The sequence below is a fragment of the Pseudomonas sp. 13B_2.1_Bac1 genome (assembly GCF_025466155.1).
GTDB lineage: Bacteria > Pseudomonadota > Gammaproteobacteria > Pseudomonadales > Pseudomonadaceae > Aquipseudomonas > Aquipseudomonas aylmerensis.
This window is the reverse complement of record NZ_JANLOH010000001.1, coordinates 35,451-51,722: the sequence shown is the minus strand read 5'-3', so window position 1 is coordinate 51,722 and position 16,272 is coordinate 35,451. Positions and strand designations below refer to the sequence as shown.

The following is a 16,272-nucleotide window of genomic DNA, read 5'->3' as shown; positions in this document are numbered from 1 at the left end:
GTTATTTCCCGATTCCGATGACGAACATATCGCGGTTGTTGGCTACTGCCGTGCCGATGTCTTGCCGGTCCAGGATGACCGTGGTTTTAGTCAGACTTCGATACTGTGCGGAGATACCGTCGTCGACACGGGCAAGTGACGAGTGCACCGCGCCGGAAATGGCATAACACGCATCGGGCCAGGCAAGTGGCCAGGTCAGTGTGGTGAACTGGTCAGCCGCCAGGGATGCGCGGCCGTATTGAATCAGCAAGCCGCCGAGCCACGTTGGAAAAAGGACGTATCCACTGGCTGCGGTGAAGTTCATTGCAAAGCCGAAGCGCATTTTTTTCGGGGTGACGATTGTGGCGTCATCGACCCCAGCGTCGGCTTGGGGTTGGGTGGCTGTCTTTGCCGTGCCTTGATTGGTTTCGGTTGCCTGTGAAGCGAGTACCGAAACGTCGATGGTTCCTTGATTGACCGGTGCGTTCCAGGCCTTGATGCACCACATGACTGCCAGGTTGCGAGGGCGGGTGACGCCGAAATTATTACCCTCGGCAGCCATCGTGCCCCCACTACCCGCAACGCCTCCATATGCGGCACCTGGGTAGTCAGAAGGGTTGGCGATGTCCAACCCGAACGATGTTCGGGCATTCGATTCAGGCGTGACACTTGCGTTATATAGACCGGTAACAGTGACTGTTGTGATGGTCGAATCTACCGTTTGCAGGCTGCCTTTTTGTGCAGTCCCAATATCTCGCCCGGCGTCGATCCCACGCCCATGATCCCAGCCACGCAGGAATTCCCCACGCGATTCAGGCAGCCGAAAGAAGCCTGCTGCTTCGCTACCGGTATTGAACGTGGTGCCAAGATACCTGGCCAGGTCCGGATAGGCGGCGATGCTTTGCACACTGCCGTCCAGTTCCAGATACCCCGGTGGTACAGCTGCTTTGGGGAAAGGAACAATGGAGCCGACTGGAACAGCAGACTTCAGTGCATCGAGTTCACTGACCAGCGCGGCAATGTCGATATTTCCTTGATTAATTGGCGCATTCCAAGCCTTTATGCACCACAAGACCGCAAGGTTGCGCGGGCGCGTCTCTGCTGCCGTTCGTGCAGAACGGGACAGGTCGAAAGTGATATGCCTCAGCGTTGCATTGGATCCTGTGGCCACACTGCCTGTCGCATCACCAGGCTGAAACGGCCCCGATGCATCCTTGATCGCATCCCCCACCGGAACCACTCGGCCGAAATTACCAGTGACATTTTGCACCGCATCGGACTGATAGCTACCAACTACCCGGCCTGCATCAACCCCGCGCCCATGGTCTCCCCCACGCAAAAACTCCCCACGCGACTCCGGCAGCCGGAAATTCCCCGCCCCTTCATCCCCCTTATTGAACGCCGCGCCCAGGAACTTCGCCAAATCGGGATAGGCCGAGGCACTCTTCACGCTACCATCAATTTCCAGGAATCCCACCGGGACCTTGTCGACTGGAAACGCAACCATGGACCCCACCGGCAGCGCCGACGACTGAGCAATCAGCGTCTCAATCTCAGCCTTGGTGTAGGTGCCCTCAGCCAACTGCCGGCCCAGATAATCCATCACCCAAGCCCGAGTCGCCTTCACCACCGTGTCATCAATCAACAACGTCACGATCGAGGCGTTACTCGTCTCGAAGATCGAGCGAATATAAAACTCCTTGCCCGAGCCCGACGTCGCCAGCACCGGCTTATACGACTCCGGATATTTGACGATGGCATACAAGATTCCGGTGTCCGTCCACAGCCCGGCTTCGCGCACATACCAGCCGCCGACATCCGAGGGAATGGTGACTTCGGCCATCAGCCAGTTGGCGTTTTTCTCATCTTGAAACAAGGCGTTCAACGGTCCGCGCCAGACTTCGCGTTTCAGCGCTTTTGCGCTGGCATCGGGGTTGTAGACGGCGCCGTTGCCGTCGCCGACAGAAATCTGCGCCAGTTTGATCGGCACGCCAGCCGCCTTGCAGGCGGTTTCGTAGGCGATCCCCGCATTTGTGAGCAGGGTGTAATAGTCAGCCATTTAGTGCTCCTGTGGATAAAGGGTGGTGGTTTCGACGCTGTACAAACCGGCCGCCATAAAGGCGCGGCCCGCGGCCTCGACGCCAGCCAGCACGCTTGGGTAGATCGTGGTGAGTTCGCCGCACAGCGTGGCGGCGCCAATGACGTGGCGACCGAAAGCACTCAGGCCCACCGAGATCGAAAGGATGTCGCGCTCGCTTTTGGCGTCGGCCAAGCGGCGGTCGAGTCGGGCATCGATGGTTTCGCTGTAGGGCAAATCGGTCCAGGCGCGTACGGCAAAGCTGTAGGGCACACCCAGTGGTTTCTGTTCGTACCAGGCGCGCACTTCGGGGCTCAGTTGCAAGCCCTTGGCCGCATTTTCCAGGGCCTGGCGGGTACCGGCCTGTCGCGCGGTGGGCCAGGCAAGTTTGACGGTCAGGCGCTTCTCCGCCTCAGGAGCAGTGGTGCTCCATTCATTCACCGCGCGGTCCGCTGCCAGGTAGGGCAAGAACGCCGACGGCGTGTGATCCGGGTCCATCAACTGTGGGAAAGGCGGCGTGACCCGCTCCAGCAAATAGCCGAACCCCAGGTCCAGGGCTTTCTCAAGCGGTGAGCTGTTGGCGGGCAACAAGCTCGCTTTGGGTTCAGTCATAGCGTGCGCACCTCCACCTCGACGCCCGTGCAGTACGGGGCCTGGAATGCCGTGCTGATAATCGGCTGCAGCGGTTCGAGGATTTGCAGCTGCGCGGCACCGGCACTGTGGATGGCGTAGTCGATCCAGCTTGGATCGACGCGCCCTTCCAGCCGGTGGCAGGAGTCGGCATAGGTTTGCAGCAACTGCTGTGCAGCCACTTGGGTCAGGCCCGAATCCGGACCGGCATTGATCTTGGCCACCACGCGAATCTTGTAGTGTTGAATCTGTGCACCTTGGACCGTGACGAGGTCAGTTTCCGGTCGTACATCGGGCCGTGCGAAATGTCGACGCACACCGTCAAGCAAATCGGCAGAAGCACTGCCATCACCCTCCCTGGACAGCACAGTGACCATCACTTCACCGGGCGCGGTGCGTCGTCCGTTTCCGTCCTTGACCTGGGCCGCGTAACCGTCCGGCTCAAAGGTGTAGCTGACGGTCACTACGCCAGGGGTGGCGCTTTGCACCTTCACCGCCGGCCGCTCGCCGAGGGTGAACACCTCACGGCGATACTGCATGCGCGAGCCTGCTGCCGGCGCATGGGGCGCCAGGTAATAGCGCAGGCGGGCATCATCATCGCTTTCCAGGGTCGGCGGCACGGGCGGGAACGCGGCGGGATCGCCTGGATCGAGCACCTGGCGCTCAAGGCCCATGTCCGCCAGGCGCGCATCCAGGTTACTGCCGGTGGCCCACCACGCCAGCATCTGCTTGATGCGGGCGTTGTACTTGCGTTCGTGGGTTTGCAAGCGCACGCAAAACGCTTCCAGGGCCAGGGTCAACAGTTCGCTTTCATTGTCGAGGCTGACCTTGAGCTTGGCCGCGCTTTGCGGCGCTCGGGTGGCGACATAGTCGACGACAAACGCCTTGAACTCGGCGAGCAACGGCTCGAACGCGTCGACCGTGATAATCGCCGGTTCCGCCAGTTGGTTCTGGCCTGGGATCAACATGCTCATGTCACGACCTCAAAAGTTTGTTGGCGGTTTTTCCAGCTGCCGGCAAAACGCAACAGCAGGCCGGCGGCCTGGCGAGTGGCGACGATGACCTGGGGTTGGAAGTCGGCGATGCCGTTCTGAGGGTTGAAAAAGGCTTGGGCGGCATGGCTTTGGGCGAGGAGCAAGAGGTCATCGCCGAGGTTCTGGCCGAGCAGTTGCGGGACCATCGAGCCGTACAACGGGCGCTTCTGGCGTGTCCCCACGGGGGTGGTCAGCGCTCGGGTGGCGCGCTGTACAAATTGCAGCCAATCATCCACGGCTGCCCCGGTGTTCCTGTCGATTCCGATCATGGCAAATCCTTATGCGCTGCTGATCACGCGACCCTGGTGATCCACCACCGGGCCGCTCAAATGCACACCAGCGGCATCCAGCAATAAGCCGGTGGCGCCGAGCTGCAGGGTGATGCTCTGGGCATTCATGCTCAGGCTCGCGGCGCCGACCTTGAGGTCGACCTGCTCGCGGGAGCCACTGAATGTGGTGGGGCCGTTGACCCAACTGAAAATGTGGCTAGCGTCGTCATAGTCGCTTTGGGTGCCGTCCTGATAGCGACGGCGCGTCAGCGACGCCACCGCGGACACGGGCGGAAACAGACCACTGTTGAGGCCGAACAAAGCCACAGATTGCGTCCCCCCTTCCCCGCCGCCGTAGTTGAGCAGCAGGCACTGCTCGCCCACTGAAGGGATGCGGGTTTCGGTTTGCGCCCCAGCGCTCGGGTTGAAAAACTGGATCGCCGGGCTGAGTAAGTCCCCGTGGCTGACCTTGCAGGTACCACTGGCGGCATCAACCTCCTGGCACACGCCAATCCGGCAGAAGCTTTCTGCGCGTCGATACAGGTCTTCCAGCTGGGCTTCCATTTCCGCCAGGCGTTCGACGATCGGCCCCAGTTGCATGCGTAGCAATGCATCGAACATGGACTACTCCTGCAGGGGTCGATATTGATCTGGATCGTCGATGTCCGAGACTTCCCAGGTGCGGGCAAACAGCGGTTTGCCTGTGGGATCCTCGAGCAGTAACGGGCCGAGATAGAGGGTTTGGGTGAAGGAAACGATCCAGGTGTCGTAGTCCGTTTCGGTCCCGGTCAATCCGGAAGGCGCCGCGACGATAGCCGTCGGCAGGTCACACTGGTCGGGTGGCAGGCCCCAGCGGTTATCCAGGGCCAGGTCCATCAATTGGCTGGCTAGGTCGCAGGCTTCAAAGGCTGCCGCCCCGCTGGCGACCGTGGCCCTGAGTGAGACCGACAAGGCATGCGCCTTGCGGCCTTCAAGGGAGCGAACGGCGGGCCCGTTGCGCTCGACGCTGATCAGCACGCCGGTTTTATCCGCGACACCGGTAAAGTCCTGATAATTGCCTACAGGCAAGTGTGGGAAGGCGCTCTTCAGCGCCGCCCCAATCGCCACGGGCAACTGGGAAGGTTTTTCGATAAGGCTCATGTGGTTGCATCCTTGCAGCGGTTACTGCTGGTCCGGACGCGAGGTCGGGGTCTCGTTGACCCCGATGCGCTTGGCCGCCCAGCGTTCATAAAGGCCAATGGCGACATCCGCGCCGGCCATGGCGGTCAGGCAACCAATGGCGCCGGCAGTCCAGATCGACATGCCGGCGGCGTAGCACAGCATCAGTGCCGAGACTCCGCAGACCATGCATGCACCGGACCGCAAGGCCAGACGCCGTACCAGTGACCAACCGCGCGCGCCCTCCTTGTCGGCGCGCCACATTTCGCCGGACACCCCGCCGATCAGGGCCAGTACGACCACCAGCCAGATAGGCATTTCCGCTAACGCTTGCTGCTCGTTTGTCATGTCACGCCTCCTGGCTGAGCACTACCGGCGCAGGGCCGGCTCTTGGGTAAATCCATTTATGGGTAGGCATTCCAAAAAGCCCGGTTGCCCAGGCTTTTCAGTAATGCGGTCCAACATCGATCTTTCGGCGCTACTGGCGCGGTACGGATCTTTCCTCGATGTTTTTCCGACCACGATCCCTGTCTGCCGGATAACTGCTTCTGGTGCTTTACGCTGCACACCCGGGTCAGTTGCCAACCCTCTGAACCGTTATCAGGCCGGTTCATCGCTGCCTTTTTTGTTGAAGCGATACGACTAAAGAGCGTCGGCATCCTTGCCGGTGTTGCCTGGCCTCCCTGCCATCGCTCTGATGGCGTCCTTGCCGATGTTGCGTGCCTTCCTTGTCTTCCTTGGCAGCATCCTTGCCGCCTCCACCAGGCCTTGTTGGCTGGCTTGAGATGGAGAATATGCATGTATGCATATACAGTCAATGCACAAATGCATTTATTTTTAGCCGTGAAATGCACGAATGCATTTAAGGCCTTGCAACGCCAGGGTTTGCCGATTTTTTGCAGGCGAAAAAAAACCCGCTAATGAGCGGGCTTTGTCTTACGCAAGAAGGTTAACGGGCGTACATGCCCCACCAGAACACATGACCGAGGATGCTGATCTGCTCATCCTGGATATCCTGGAAGCTGTAGTCTTCATCCGGGTGTTCATCGCGATTGAAACTGCGCAGACGAATCCCGGAAGGCAGGCGGTAGAGCTGTTTCACCCGCAGTTGGCCATTGTGATTGATGGCATACAAGTCACCATCGACGATGTCACCAATGCCACTCTTGCCCGCATTCACCCCCACCGTGGCGCCATCACGCAGTACCGGCAACATGCTGTTGCCGCGCACCGTCACACACTTGGCCTGGTCAAACTGCACACCGTTATGCCGCAGGCTGCGTTTTCCAAAACGCAGGCTGGCCTTTTCGCTTTCCTCGATGACGAATCTTCCTGATCCAGCAGCCAATTCAACCTCGCGCAGAAAGGGGATCGACACCTCGTCGTCATTCACGGGGGTGTCGTCGTCCCACAGGCTTATGTCCTTGAGTTCCGAATGCATCGGGTCGCGTCCGTCCTCGCGCAAAGCGCCCACCGCCGCGCGCCCGCGCAACTGGTCGGTGCTCACGCGAAAGTACTCGGCGATGCGCGAGATGTGTTTGTCCGAGGGATCAACGATCTTGCCGCTGAGGATCCGGGACAGTGTGGATTGAGGCACGCCGGTACGCCGGTGAAGCTCCGTGGGGGAGATCCGGTCGCGATCCAGCAGTTCTCTTAAGACGATAGAAACGTTGCGTTTTTGCATAACGCGGATAGTGACGGGAGTTTTTAGGGTTGGCAAATGCTAATTTGCATAATTTATGCAATCAGAAAATCCAGCCCACGCTTTGCATCGACCCTGGAGCCTACGCAATCGGCGACTTTTCAACTCCGGGCAAGCCTTCGGCGATACCTCCGCAGGCGCGCCTATGTCGATCTCAAGTATCGATAAAGCGTCTGGCGACTGATATCAAAATCACGCGCCAATTTGGATTTGCTTTCACCGGCGCCGGCTCGGTCAATTAAATTGACAACCTGATTGTCAGACAGTTTTTTCTTGCGACCTCTGTAGACTCCGCGACGCTTTGCACTGGCGATACCGGCGGCCTGTTTTTCCCTCATCGCCGTGCGCTCGAACTCTGCAACCAACTCCATTACCGCAATAATGGTCTCCACCACTTCAAGACAGTCATGCCGAAAGATCAGGCTTTCGTTGGAAAACTCCAGCGTTACCTGCTTATCAATCAGTCGCCGAATGATGACGCACAGCTGCTCGGTACTGGAAGTGAGCGTTGCCATGCTGTCCACTACCACAGTATCCCCGCACTGAAGATAGCGAATCAGCCCTTCAAGGCCTGCACGATTCGCGGCATTGTCGTCAGGCTCATCGTAAAACACTGCGTCAAATACATCATGGCTGTTGATTGTCTCTACGCTGTCGTCGGATTGTTGCAGAGAGCGCCGGAAATACTTGATGCGATGTAATCTCATGATGCCTCCTTGGCAGTACTTGTACAATGTCCTTTAATACTTGTACAAACTGTAACTAAATCCTTTAGTTTTAAAACTTTACACAAAGAGCTGTATAGCTAACCCACCTAAAATACACAGTTGCAAAGACTTAAACTTACCTTATTATTTTGAGACCTGGAATAAGCCTAACAACTTTTCAACACACCGTCGATTTCGGTGCGCGTGAATTCGCCAGGGAATTTTAATGCCGACCGCTTTATTGCCCAGCGTATTGACTTGACCGGCTTGACAAGGCTGGTTACTCCCCGATGCAAGCAGAGGATGAATGGATGAAGATCTTGGAAGGAGCCATCGAAATTGATCGACCGAATACCGATCAGGAAAAGATCGAGACGGTAACCCGGAGCATTACCGAGCACGGAAACCAGATGCGCCAGCGTTACCCTATCCTGCAGTATCAAAATGCATTGGGGGCAAGCGTGATGGTGTTCTCCCTGGCAGGGATGGTCATCACGGGAGGCCTCTACATAAAGGGTTTTATTCCCGGATGGGCGTGCATTTTGATCAATGCGCTGCTGACGTCATTTATTCATGAAATCGAACATGATTTGATTCATCGCCTCTATTTCAGAAAGCAACCCTTGGCTCACAACGCCATGATGTTTTTGTGCTGGCTGACCCGGCCGGGCATGCCCAGTCCATGGCTAAGGCGCACGCTGCACTTTCATCACCATAAAGAGTCCGGCACTGAGTCGGATGTCGAAGCATGGATTACGACCAGTGGCAGCCCGTGGGGAATACTGCGCTTATTGAAACTGGTCGATGGGTTTTTATTTGGTTTTCTAAATGCGGTGTTCGCGCCGGGATGGCGGCAAAAGGTAAAATTGTTGGGCAAGATTATTCGACTCAACACACCATTTGGGCTGTTGTATTGGGGTTGCTGGTATGTATTCCTTGGCTATCACCTCTACGCCGGGGTGGGGTCACTTATGGGTGAAGCGATTCACAGTTCTGCGGCGACCTTGGCGTTTATGGACATCGTCAACAGCATCGTAGTAATCCTTATTGCCCCCAACCTGCTACGGCAGTTCTGTTTGTTCTTTATAAGTTCAAACATGCACTATTATGGCGATGTAGCCCCGCGTAATCCGCTACAACAAACCCAGGTCATGAACCCTTGGTGGTTGTGGCCTTTTCAACTGTTCTGCTTCAACTTCGGCAGCACGCACAGCATTCACCACTTCGTGGTGAGAGACCCGTTCTATCTTCGCCAGATGACAGCGCCTTATGCTCATAAAGTCATGGCGCAGGCAGGCGTCAGATTCAATGACTTCGGCACATACAAACGAGCCAACCGTTTTTCCAAAGAGCACTCTCAAACTCGCTTGCGAGGGTGAGTTCGTCGCGTTGCGCACGTTTCAAAGGCATCACTGCACCTACAAGGAGTCCGGAGTATGAAAGCGCAAGGGATATGTGCAAGGCAGTTTGAAGCGGTCAAGCAGGCCTTCGAGGAAATGTTTGATGATCCGCAGGAGCGTGGCGCCGGGCTGTGCGTACAGGTTGGTGCAGAAGTGGTGATCGACCTGTGGGCCGGCATGGCGGACCAGGCGGGCGTGAAGCCTTGGGCGCGCGATACGCTGGCCAATACCTTTTGCGTTATCAAACCCTATGTCGCGGTGGCCGTTCTGATGTTGGTCGAGCGCGGCAAGTTGGAGCTGGACGCGCCTGTGGCCCGTTACTGGCCTGAGTTCGCCCAGAACGGCAAAGCCCAAGTCACCTTGCGTCAAGTGATGAACCACACTGCGGGACTTCCGGCGCTGCGAGCCCCCGACCATAACGCCATGATGTACGACTGGGAGCATATGGTGCAGGTATTGGCGGCCGAACCGCTTTGGTGGGAGCCGGGAACAGACTTGGGCTACGGCACAACCACCTTTGGCTGGATTCTCGGTGAGTTGATTCGTCGGGTGGACGGACGAGATCCCTGCGTCTTTATCCACGAGGAGATGCTGGCCCCCCATGACCTCGATGTTCACCTTGGCGTGGACGAACAACACTTTCATCGTATCGCGCGATTCGACAGTGCCTCGGGGCGGGTCGGTGATCCTTACTCACAAGCGTTGCGCACGGTGCTGAAAAACCAACCTGCGCATATCGCGACATTGGCCTTCACCAATCCCGGGATGGTACCCAGGCGAACCAGTGACCCGCGCTGGTGGGCCTATCAGCAACCGGCTGTGTGCGCGCACGCTACGGCGCGGGGTTTATCCGGCTTCTACAGTGCATTGATGACGGGCAACTTTATCGGTCACGAACTGCTCAGTGAATTCACGCAAGAGCACAGTCATGGCATGGATCGGGTATGGATGCGCCCCATGCGTTATGGATTAGGCTGCATGCTGGAGCAACAACGCGACCCGACGGCTTCTCACGCCATGGGCCCGGGCACCTTTGGCCATATCGGGCTGGGCGGACCGATAAGTTTCGCCGATCCCGAAAAGCAAGTGAGCTTTGGATTTGTCACCACCACCTCGGGCAGCCATTCGATGATTGATCCTCGGCCCAGGCGGTTGTCGTCTCTGGTGTATGCGGCGATTTGATGTGACCGCTGCGCAGTCCTGCGGGAGCAAGCCACCTCGCCACAGTGACGGTGTTCTTTATTAAGTGATGGGTATAGGGGCCGCAGCGCCTTTGCGTTTTCCCTAGCCGTTTGCATCCTGCGAAGGGCCGACCTCGCGTGTTAACCTTGCGCCCATCGCAAAAAATGCTGGGCCAAGCGCCCCCTTTGCCCCATCACTTTCAACGAATTTGCCTACGACCCAATGAGTAAAAACACGTCCGATCTGTCCTCCCACACCCCGATTGTGTAGCGGTATGTGAGTGATTTTGACGGATAGCCCCGTGGTTGCTGGCTCTACCGCCAGCGCACAGAGGGTTGCATAAATGCATAATTGGCATTGGATGGCATAGATTGGCGTACGGTTTGCCCCATTTTTGCCCCATTCGTGATGGTGTGTCCTGTCCCGTGCTGCCTACGCCGTCCGATGATGGATTGGGCGTAGCCCTCCTCAAACTCCCCGTAGGCTCTGCATACAAGGCGTTGTGCACCCCCTCCTGTAGCAATTCCTAAGCAATCACCTTTTGATCCACACGCCGCTACGCCCAGAATTTACGGTCGCGTCAGGCAAGCCAGACGATTGCCAATGTAAATTTCTGGATAAGCCATTTTCGGCCAAACTCAGTTAATCTCCGTCTACAGAAACTTTGCCGATTCACTTTTTGTGGAAATCACTTACTCGATTGAGACTGACATGAAGCACTTTCAAGATACAGAGACTGGAATGTTATATGCGTTTGAGGACGACTACGATCCATTCACGGCGAACAATCGAAATCTTCCCACTACGCTTATAGCGACGATCAAGCCTAAGCCTGACGACTCTCACGTCTGGTATCAAGAAAGCTGGATAAAACAAGAGGATGCCCCATCTGGTTACATCCCACTAATCTCCAGTGTTCCGTCGTATAACCCCGCATGGATGTTCCACCTGCGACCTTATACGGCAGTCCATCGTGACGTATCTTCCAGCTTGAATATAACTATTGACCAGATCAATACGAACTCTTACGACGGGGGAAAGCTGGCAGATGTAGTTACAGCACTCCCTCTCGGTAACGCGAGTGGGATACCTGCACTTGTCAGCTATGATGGCTATATAGCGATCCCTCAATGTGAGGACTATCCAACCAATGCTGACGGTGCAAGTAAGATAAATGAAATTTTATGCTGTCTTCTACTAGGTGGTATTCATACAGAAGTACTTCACTCAGAAAAACTAGAGATAGGAACACTCATCGATAGGCGGCGCCTGTTCACGTTTACACCTTCGCCCCACTCCTACCTTCGATCAAACGGGGCCGCCATACAGGATCGTCTCCAGCCACTGATGTACCCAAGAGTGCTGATGGTGGATGCTATCAAAGCAGCATATTCTCAAGGCAGGCACGTCGTTGACGCCGTTAGTAACCTATCACCACTATTTCTACTTAGCGGCTACACGGCAATGATATACCGAAACAATAGCGACGCCCTTAATAACCTCTGGATAACTGTAGAGCAACTTACAGAATATCTATGGAATGAAAAATACGAGAAAAACAAGAACACCTTTCCTGCACGAGTAAAAAAAATGCGATACAGAAGTTAGCAAAGCTATTCGCAGCGACCAAATATGGGCAAAACAGAGACAACTTCGGCTAGCGAAAATTATCACTAAAGATTGTCATAAGGCGCTCAGCCAATCTCGCACAAAGCGCAATGATCTTGCCCATAAAGGAACAGTTCCGGATTCGAAGTTAATTGCATTGCTGTGGAGTGTTATTCCCGGGATTATTGAAGCGGCATCCGGCATTAGTCTGTTAGGCTTAAAACGGCTTTGCGCAGTAGCTGCCGAAGACTTGGGCATACCATTTCAAACTAACTTCGATGAGTGGTTGATGCTGGCAAAGGAGAGTTAGGAAGCAACTCACCGCAGATACAAAAAGTCAAGCTTACCGCATGCGTCGACGGTAGAAGACTACGAAGCGTTGTTACCATGGAACTGCTCACCGGAAATGCCACGGTAAACGAGGCGGTAGTCTGGCGGTAGGTGTGGGTCATGGATCGGATACGGAAGAATGGCAGCGCCTAAAACGCGAGATCGCGGACCCTGATAGGCTGATACGCGAAATCCTAACAGAGCTGTTCAGCGGGTATGACGCTCTGCCTATTGATCGCTACAACGTCGCACCGTCAACGCGGGTGCAGGTTCTACACTCTGGTGAGGATGGACTCTTACCGACACTGAAAAACGATGGCGTTTTATATGACTATCAAGCGCGGCCCTCAATGCATGGGCCGCGCTCCAGACTACCTGATGCCAAGATAGTAGCTATCGCCCTTCAAAAATCTCTCGAAACATCGGAACGAGCAGATTCGCTCCTCTAAGGCTTAGGTGGTCATCATCGAAATATATGGGTAACCCGTCATGATCACCTCGGCACGCTCCGGATCCACAAAGAATAGGAATTGGGTCGAGGATTTTTACACCGCATCGTGCAGCAGCCATATCTTGCGTATCTACAACATATTTTTGACGTCTTGTGTACTCATCCAGAGAGATGGACACCTCTCCATTAATCCCGAGCAAAACACCCCTCGCCATCGATTTAGGTACGTTTATTGCCAGCTCTGGAACGGGCCGAACCATATATACAGGTCTGTCCTTCGCAAATTCGCAGGCCGTATCGATAACACCTTTCTGCATCTCACTTAAAAACTCATCATCACGAACCTTGTGCTTTTTAGTCAGATAATTCAACGGAGCCCCATACTTGACTTTTAGCTCAGGCTCATTATATCCAATAGTATAAACCGACAATCTATTAATAATAATCAACGGCACAGACGATGGAAGATGGTGGCTTTTTTCGAGAAACCGCCTGACGGTTTCACCGCACCGATACGTACTATCGCTGACGTGTTTTATGTCCAATATTGTAGGGCATGCAGCATAGGTCCAATCCAAGACACTCAAATTTTTATTAGGCAAGGAGTTTTCAACTGCACGGACAAGCGCCCCCGCATGACTATCACCAATGACTATCGCTCCCAGCTTTTCTCCACCATAAGTACACTCAGGATGCACACCCGTGCCATAGATATGGCACTCAGCTTGCCGAGGGTTTACATCTCGAAGCTCTGCAAAGTCCTGAATTGCTTTCTCTGGTAGCCTATGACTATAAAAGTTATCCACTTTAGTTACTAAAAAACCAACACATGACACAAACACAAAAACCGTTACCAGCCTATAAACACTGACAACCTTAGATTTTCCACTCAAAATCCTTCGACCTGGCACTTCGACAAATCGAAACGAAAGCCATCCCAAAACTATAGAAAGCAAGATCCCAACGAAAACAAAATCAGGCCTATTTCTTCCTTGGATGTACAACATTCCAACAGCAAGCGGCCAATGCCACAGATAGATCGAATAGGAATTTTTACCTAGCCACTGGGCAATCTTGCCACTACTAAAAGCCGACTTTTGCTGCGCAGAAACTAATACCAGCAGCGTTCCGAATACTGGCACCAGCGCGTTAAAACCAGGCCATCGAGTACTTTCATCAAACATTAAAATAGAAAAAACTATTAACCCATATCCTAATACTTCAAGCCACCTTCTGACCATGGCACCAAAAACAAAACGATGAGAAGCAAGGAATAAAGCCCCACCCAAAAGCAATTCCCACGCTCGAGATGGCAGCATATAAAATGCATACATTGGCTTCGAGCTTGAAAACTTCATAGAAATAGCCAGTGATACAGCCGCACCGACAATAAATATCAATGCGTGAAAATCTCTATTTGATGACACCCTCCACAACAGCAAAATCGATAACGGAAGCAGCATATAGAACTGCCACTCAACAGAAAGAGACCAAGTATGCAGCAGAAAATTTTCCTGCGCCGCATCATCAAAATAACTAAATTCCTTATTAAACTCGCGATTAGAAAAAAAACCAATTGCCGCGATAATGCTTTTACCTAAAGAAGCATACTCAACTGGGAATAATATCAACCAGCCCAGCACTACCAAAAAAACACATAAAACCGCCAAGGCAGGAACAATCCTCCTCGCCCTAGACAAATAAAAATCCGATAGAGAAAACTGTGAACCAAACCATCCCTGCCCGCGAGCCTCTAACCCTTTAAAAATAATACCGGCCATTAGAAAGCCGGATATCACGAAAAAAATATCGACCCCGACAAATCCTCCTGCAAATCCATACACCCCAAAGTGATATAAGACCACTGACATAACGGCCCACGCCCTGAGCCCATTCACATCGGTCCTGAAACCTTCACTTCCACTTAACTCTATCGCTTTTCGCTTTCTAGAAATTTCAAGCTGCTCAGCACGCCCCATTCTTCAATACTCTTAATATTTTGAATATAACTCGCCAACAATCAGGCGAGTCATTTAAACGACCATATATTTTTTAGGCGACACAGATAACTACTAGCAATAATTTAGAGGACCATTCCGCGCCCAAGCGATTCCCCGCAGCCATATACCAGATATTGCCGTGCACGACCAGAAAATTTAAAACAACCCTCCTAAAACTGACGGTTCCCAGTTCATGATTACCAATTCACCACAGACCTCGACCTTGCTCTGCCGCTGGTTGGCTATGCTGTAGCGAATGTCGACTGTCTCGAAATGGAAACCTTCAAATATTCGGCGGATGTCCGGGTGATCGTTGATGCTCACCATCACCTTCCCTTTGCAGCGCCGCATGAACTCAGCCATGCGCTCGTAATTCTCAAACGAAAAATCCACGCCATAACCCGCCGTCTGCCAGTAAGGCGGGTCCATGTAATGAAAGGTGTGGGCACGGTCATAACGCTCAGCGCACTCCAACCAAGGCAGGTTTTCAACGTAGGTGCCAGACAACCGCTGCCACGCTGCCGAGAGATTCTCCTCGATCCGTAGCAGGTTGATCGCCGGGCCTGTGGTCGCGGTACCAAACGTCTGCCCCGTCACCTTGCCGGCAAAGGCATGGTGCTGCAGGTAGAAGAACCGCGCGGCACGCTGGATGTCGGTGAGGGTTTCAGGGCGGGTCATCTTCTGCCACTCGAACACCTGACGGGAACTGAGCGCCCATTTGAACTGGCGCACGAATTCTTCCAAGTGGTTCTGCACGACGCGATACAGCGTCACCAGGTCGCCGTTGATGTCGTTGAGGACTTCAACCGGCGCGGCCTGAGGACGCATAAAGTAGAGCGCGGCGCCGCCGGCGAAGACTTCGACGTAGCATTCGTGTGGTGGGAAGAGCGGAATGAGGCGGTCGGCCAGACGGCGTTTGCCGCCCATCCAGGGGACGATGGGTGTGGACATATGAAAGCAAGACCTTTGCTGTATGGATAAACAGTGCTAGGCTCGCTCCGCTTTGTGCACGAAGCAGGAGCCTTGGCTGGACTTGCAGGGATGATCTGCGGGTACAGCAACCGGTTCAGATGTTGACGCATCTAACCGGTTGCTCTTTTGGTTTTCTATGAGATCAAATCTATCTCCTCGTAGGCTACGAAATAACAGGAAGAAAAATTGAATCCTCAAACTCTCTTGGCTCTGGTAACGCTTAACGACCTGAAAAGTGCCGCCTACGACGCGCTCGCAAAGCGACATAAGATGCCTGCGCTATTATTGTTTTATTCATTCATTGACATTTGCGCAACACTAGCCAAAGAAGACGACGGCAAAACCACAAATCAAAACAGATTCAAAAATTTTCTAGTTAAATATCACCACTCCAAATGGAGCCAATATTCTCCTTACGATCTTTGGGCTGCCAGAAGCTCTCTGCTGCACGCGTACTCTCCTCTCGGAGACCACGCAACTAGGACCAACCCACCCAAGACGATTTTTTATTATTCATGGCCTGAGAAAAAAGACGTTGTCCACGCTGCAATTTCCGCACGCGGCTATGAAAATTTTTATCTTATGGACACCAACGACATAAAAATAATTGCCGTTGACAGCTTTAACAGTCTCTGGCGTAGGGTTGAACAAGACGAAGTCTTTGAGTTGCAATTTAGAAAAAATGCTACTCATTTACTCAGAGACTTCAACTTCATCCAGCTTGAAAACGAACTGAATTTTCTCGACGAACTAAAAGACAACACCTGAGCCGC

General features: G+C 54.0%; 15 protein-coding genes. 4 read left to right on the top strand and 11 right to left on the bottom strand.

What is annotated here, in order from left to right; translation table 11 throughout:
- Position 1: 1 nt before the first annotated feature.
- The 9 genes from NTD80_RS00295 to NTD80_RS00255 form a co-directional block, all read right to left on the bottom strand.
- Entirely contained in the window at positions 2–2,038 is a 2,037-nt protein-coding gene (locus tag NTD80_RS00295; RefSeq protein ID WP_262131626.1) for a phage tail protein, read from the bottom strand.
- Positions 2,039–2,668 carry a phage tail protein I gene (locus NTD80_RS00290; RefSeq protein WP_262131625.1) on the bottom strand — a complete coding sequence of 210 codons (630 nt, stop codon included), beginning with the start codon at positions 2,666–2,668 and terminating at the stop codon, positions 2,039–2,041.
- Positions 2,665–3,660: a baseplate J/gp47 family protein gene (locus tag NTD80_RS00285; RefSeq protein ID WP_262131623.1), complete on the bottom strand. Its 996-nt coding sequence runs from the start codon at positions 3,658–3,660 to the stop codon at positions 2,665–2,667. The genes NTD80_RS00290 and NTD80_RS00285 overlap by 4 nt, the downstream gene beginning before the upstream one ends.
- A complete protein-coding gene (locus tag NTD80_RS00280; protein WP_262131621.1) occupies positions 3,657–3,989 on the bottom strand; it encodes a phage baseplate protein in 333 nt (110 codons plus the stop codon). Before NTD80_RS00280 ends, NTD80_RS00285 begins: the two co-directional genes overlap by 4 nt.
- A 9-nt stretch (positions 3,990–3,998) precedes the next feature.
- Entirely contained in the window at positions 3,999–4,610 is a 612-nt protein-coding gene (locus NTD80_RS00275) for a phage baseplate assembly protein V (protein ID WP_262131619.1), read from the bottom strand.
- 3 nt (positions 4,611–4,613) lie between these two features.
- The gene (locus NTD80_RS00270) at positions 4,614–5,129 is read right to left on the bottom strand and encodes a hypothetical protein (protein WP_262131617.1); all 516 of its coding nucleotides are present in this window, start codon (positions 5,127–5,129) and stop codon (positions 4,614–4,616) included.
- Between the two features lie 21 nt (positions 5,130–5,150).
- Positions 5,151–5,495: a phage holin family protein gene (locus tag NTD80_RS00265; protein ID WP_262131616.1), complete on the bottom strand. Its 345-nt coding sequence runs from the start codon at positions 5,493–5,495 to the stop codon at positions 5,151–5,153.
- Between the two features lie 601 nt (positions 5,496–6,096).
- Positions 6,097–6,831: a helix-turn-helix transcriptional regulator gene (locus NTD80_RS00260; RefSeq protein ID WP_083221365.1), complete on the bottom strand. Its 735-nt coding sequence runs from the start codon at positions 6,829–6,831 to the stop codon at positions 6,097–6,099.
- Positions 6,832–6,992: 161 nt separating this feature from the next.
- The gene (locus NTD80_RS00255) at positions 6,993–7,556 is read right to left on the bottom strand and encodes a recombinase family protein (RefSeq protein WP_262131615.1); all 564 of its coding nucleotides are present in this window, start codon (positions 7,554–7,556) and stop codon (positions 6,993–6,995) included.
- A 311-nt stretch (positions 7,557–7,867) separates the two neighbouring features.
- On the opposite strand from NTD80_RS00255, the gene NTD80_RS00250 reads away from it, so the two are divergent.
- From NTD80_RS00250 to NTD80_RS00240, 3 genes are all read left to right on the top strand, one after another.
- On the top strand, positions 7,868–8,935 hold the full coding sequence (locus NTD80_RS00250) for a fatty acid desaturase (protein ID WP_262131613.1): 1,068 nt from the start codon (positions 7,868–7,870) through the stop codon (positions 8,933–8,935).
- Between the two features lie 57 nt (positions 8,936–8,992).
- On the top strand, positions 8,993–10,138 hold the full coding sequence (locus NTD80_RS00245) for a serine hydrolase domain-containing protein (RefSeq protein WP_262131611.1): 1,146 nt from the start codon (positions 8,993–8,995) through the stop codon (positions 10,136–10,138).
- A 711-nt stretch (positions 10,139–10,849) separates the two neighbouring features.
- Positions 10,850–11,746, top strand: coding sequence for a hypothetical protein (locus tag NTD80_RS00240; protein WP_262131609.1), 897 nt, complete (start codon positions 10,850–10,852; stop codon positions 11,744–11,746).
- A gap of 723 nt (positions 11,747–12,469) precedes the next feature.
- On the opposite strand, the gene NTD80_RS00235 is transcribed toward NTD80_RS00240, so the two are convergent.
- Complete coding sequence (locus tag NTD80_RS00235; RefSeq protein ID WP_262131608.1) at positions 12,470–14,506, bottom strand: acyltransferase family protein; 2,037 nt, start codon at positions 14,504–14,506, stop codon at positions 12,470–12,472.
- 177 nt (positions 14,507–14,683) lie between these two features.
- Entirely contained in the window at positions 14,684–15,478 is a 795-nt protein-coding gene (locus tag NTD80_RS00230) for a DNA adenine methylase (protein ID WP_262131607.1), read from the bottom strand.
- 207 nt (positions 15,479–15,685) lie between these two features.
- Between NTD80_RS00230 and NTD80_RS00225 the strand changes: the two genes are divergently transcribed.
- Positions 15,686–16,267 (top strand): hypothetical protein, encoded by a 582-nt coding sequence (locus tag NTD80_RS00225; protein ID WP_262131606.1) that lies wholly within the window; start codon positions 15,686–15,688, stop codon positions 16,265–16,267.
- The last annotated feature ends 5 nt before the right edge of the window (positions 16,268–16,272 follow it).

Excerpts from the sequence above, each read along its gene's own strand:
- NTD80_RS00235 (WP_262131608.1), bottom strand. The coding sequence starts at position 14,506 with ATGGGGCGTGCTGAGCAGCTTGAAATTTCTAGAAAGCGAAAAGCGATA.
- NTD80_RS00275 (WP_262131619.1), bottom strand. The coding sequence starts at position 4,610 with ATGTTCGATGCATTGCTACGCATGCAACTGGGGCCGATCGTCGAACGC.
- NTD80_RS00295 (WP_262131626.1), bottom strand. The coding sequence starts at position 2,038 with ATGGCTGACTATTACACCCTGCTCACAAATGCGGGGATCGCCTACGAA.
- NTD80_RS00255 (WP_262131615.1), bottom strand. The coding sequence starts at position 7,556 with ATGAGATTACATCGCATCAAGTATTTCCGGCGCTCTCTGCAACAATCC.
- NTD80_RS00240 (WP_262131609.1), top strand. The coding sequence starts at position 10,850 with ATGAAGCACTTTCAAGATACAGAGACTGGAATGTTATATGCGTTTGAG.
- NTD80_RS00230 (WP_262131607.1), bottom strand. The coding sequence starts at position 15,478 with ATGTCCACACCCATCGTCCCCTGGATGGGCGGCAAACGCCGTCTGGCC.
- NTD80_RS00265 (WP_262131616.1), bottom strand. The coding sequence starts at position 5,495 with ATGACAAACGAGCAGCAAGCGTTAGCGGAAATGCCTATCTGGCTGGTG.
- NTD80_RS00290 (WP_262131625.1), bottom strand. The coding sequence starts at position 2,668 with ATGACTGAACCCAAAGCGAGCTTGTTGCCCGCCAACAGCTCACCGCTT.
- NTD80_RS00280 (WP_262131621.1), bottom strand. The coding sequence starts at position 3,989 with ATGATCGGAATCGACAGGAACACCGGGGCAGCCGTGGATGATTGGCTG.
- NTD80_RS00285 (WP_262131623.1), bottom strand. The coding sequence starts at position 3,660 with ATGAGCATGTTGATCCCAGGCCAGAACCAACTGGCGGAACCGGCGATT.
- NTD80_RS00260 (WP_083221365.1), bottom strand. The coding sequence starts at position 6,831 with ATGCAAAAACGCAACGTTTCTATCGTCTTAAGAGAACTGCTGGATCGC.
- NTD80_RS00245 (WP_262131611.1), top strand. The coding sequence starts at position 8,993 with ATGAAAGCGCAAGGGATATGTGCAAGGCAGTTTGAAGCGGTCAAGCAG.
- NTD80_RS00250 (WP_262131613.1), top strand. The coding sequence starts at position 7,868 with ATGAAGATCTTGGAAGGAGCCATCGAAATTGATCGACCGAATACCGAT.
- NTD80_RS00270 (WP_262131617.1), bottom strand. The coding sequence starts at position 5,129 with ATGAGCCTTATCGAAAAACCTTCCCAGTTGCCCGTGGCGATTGGGGCG.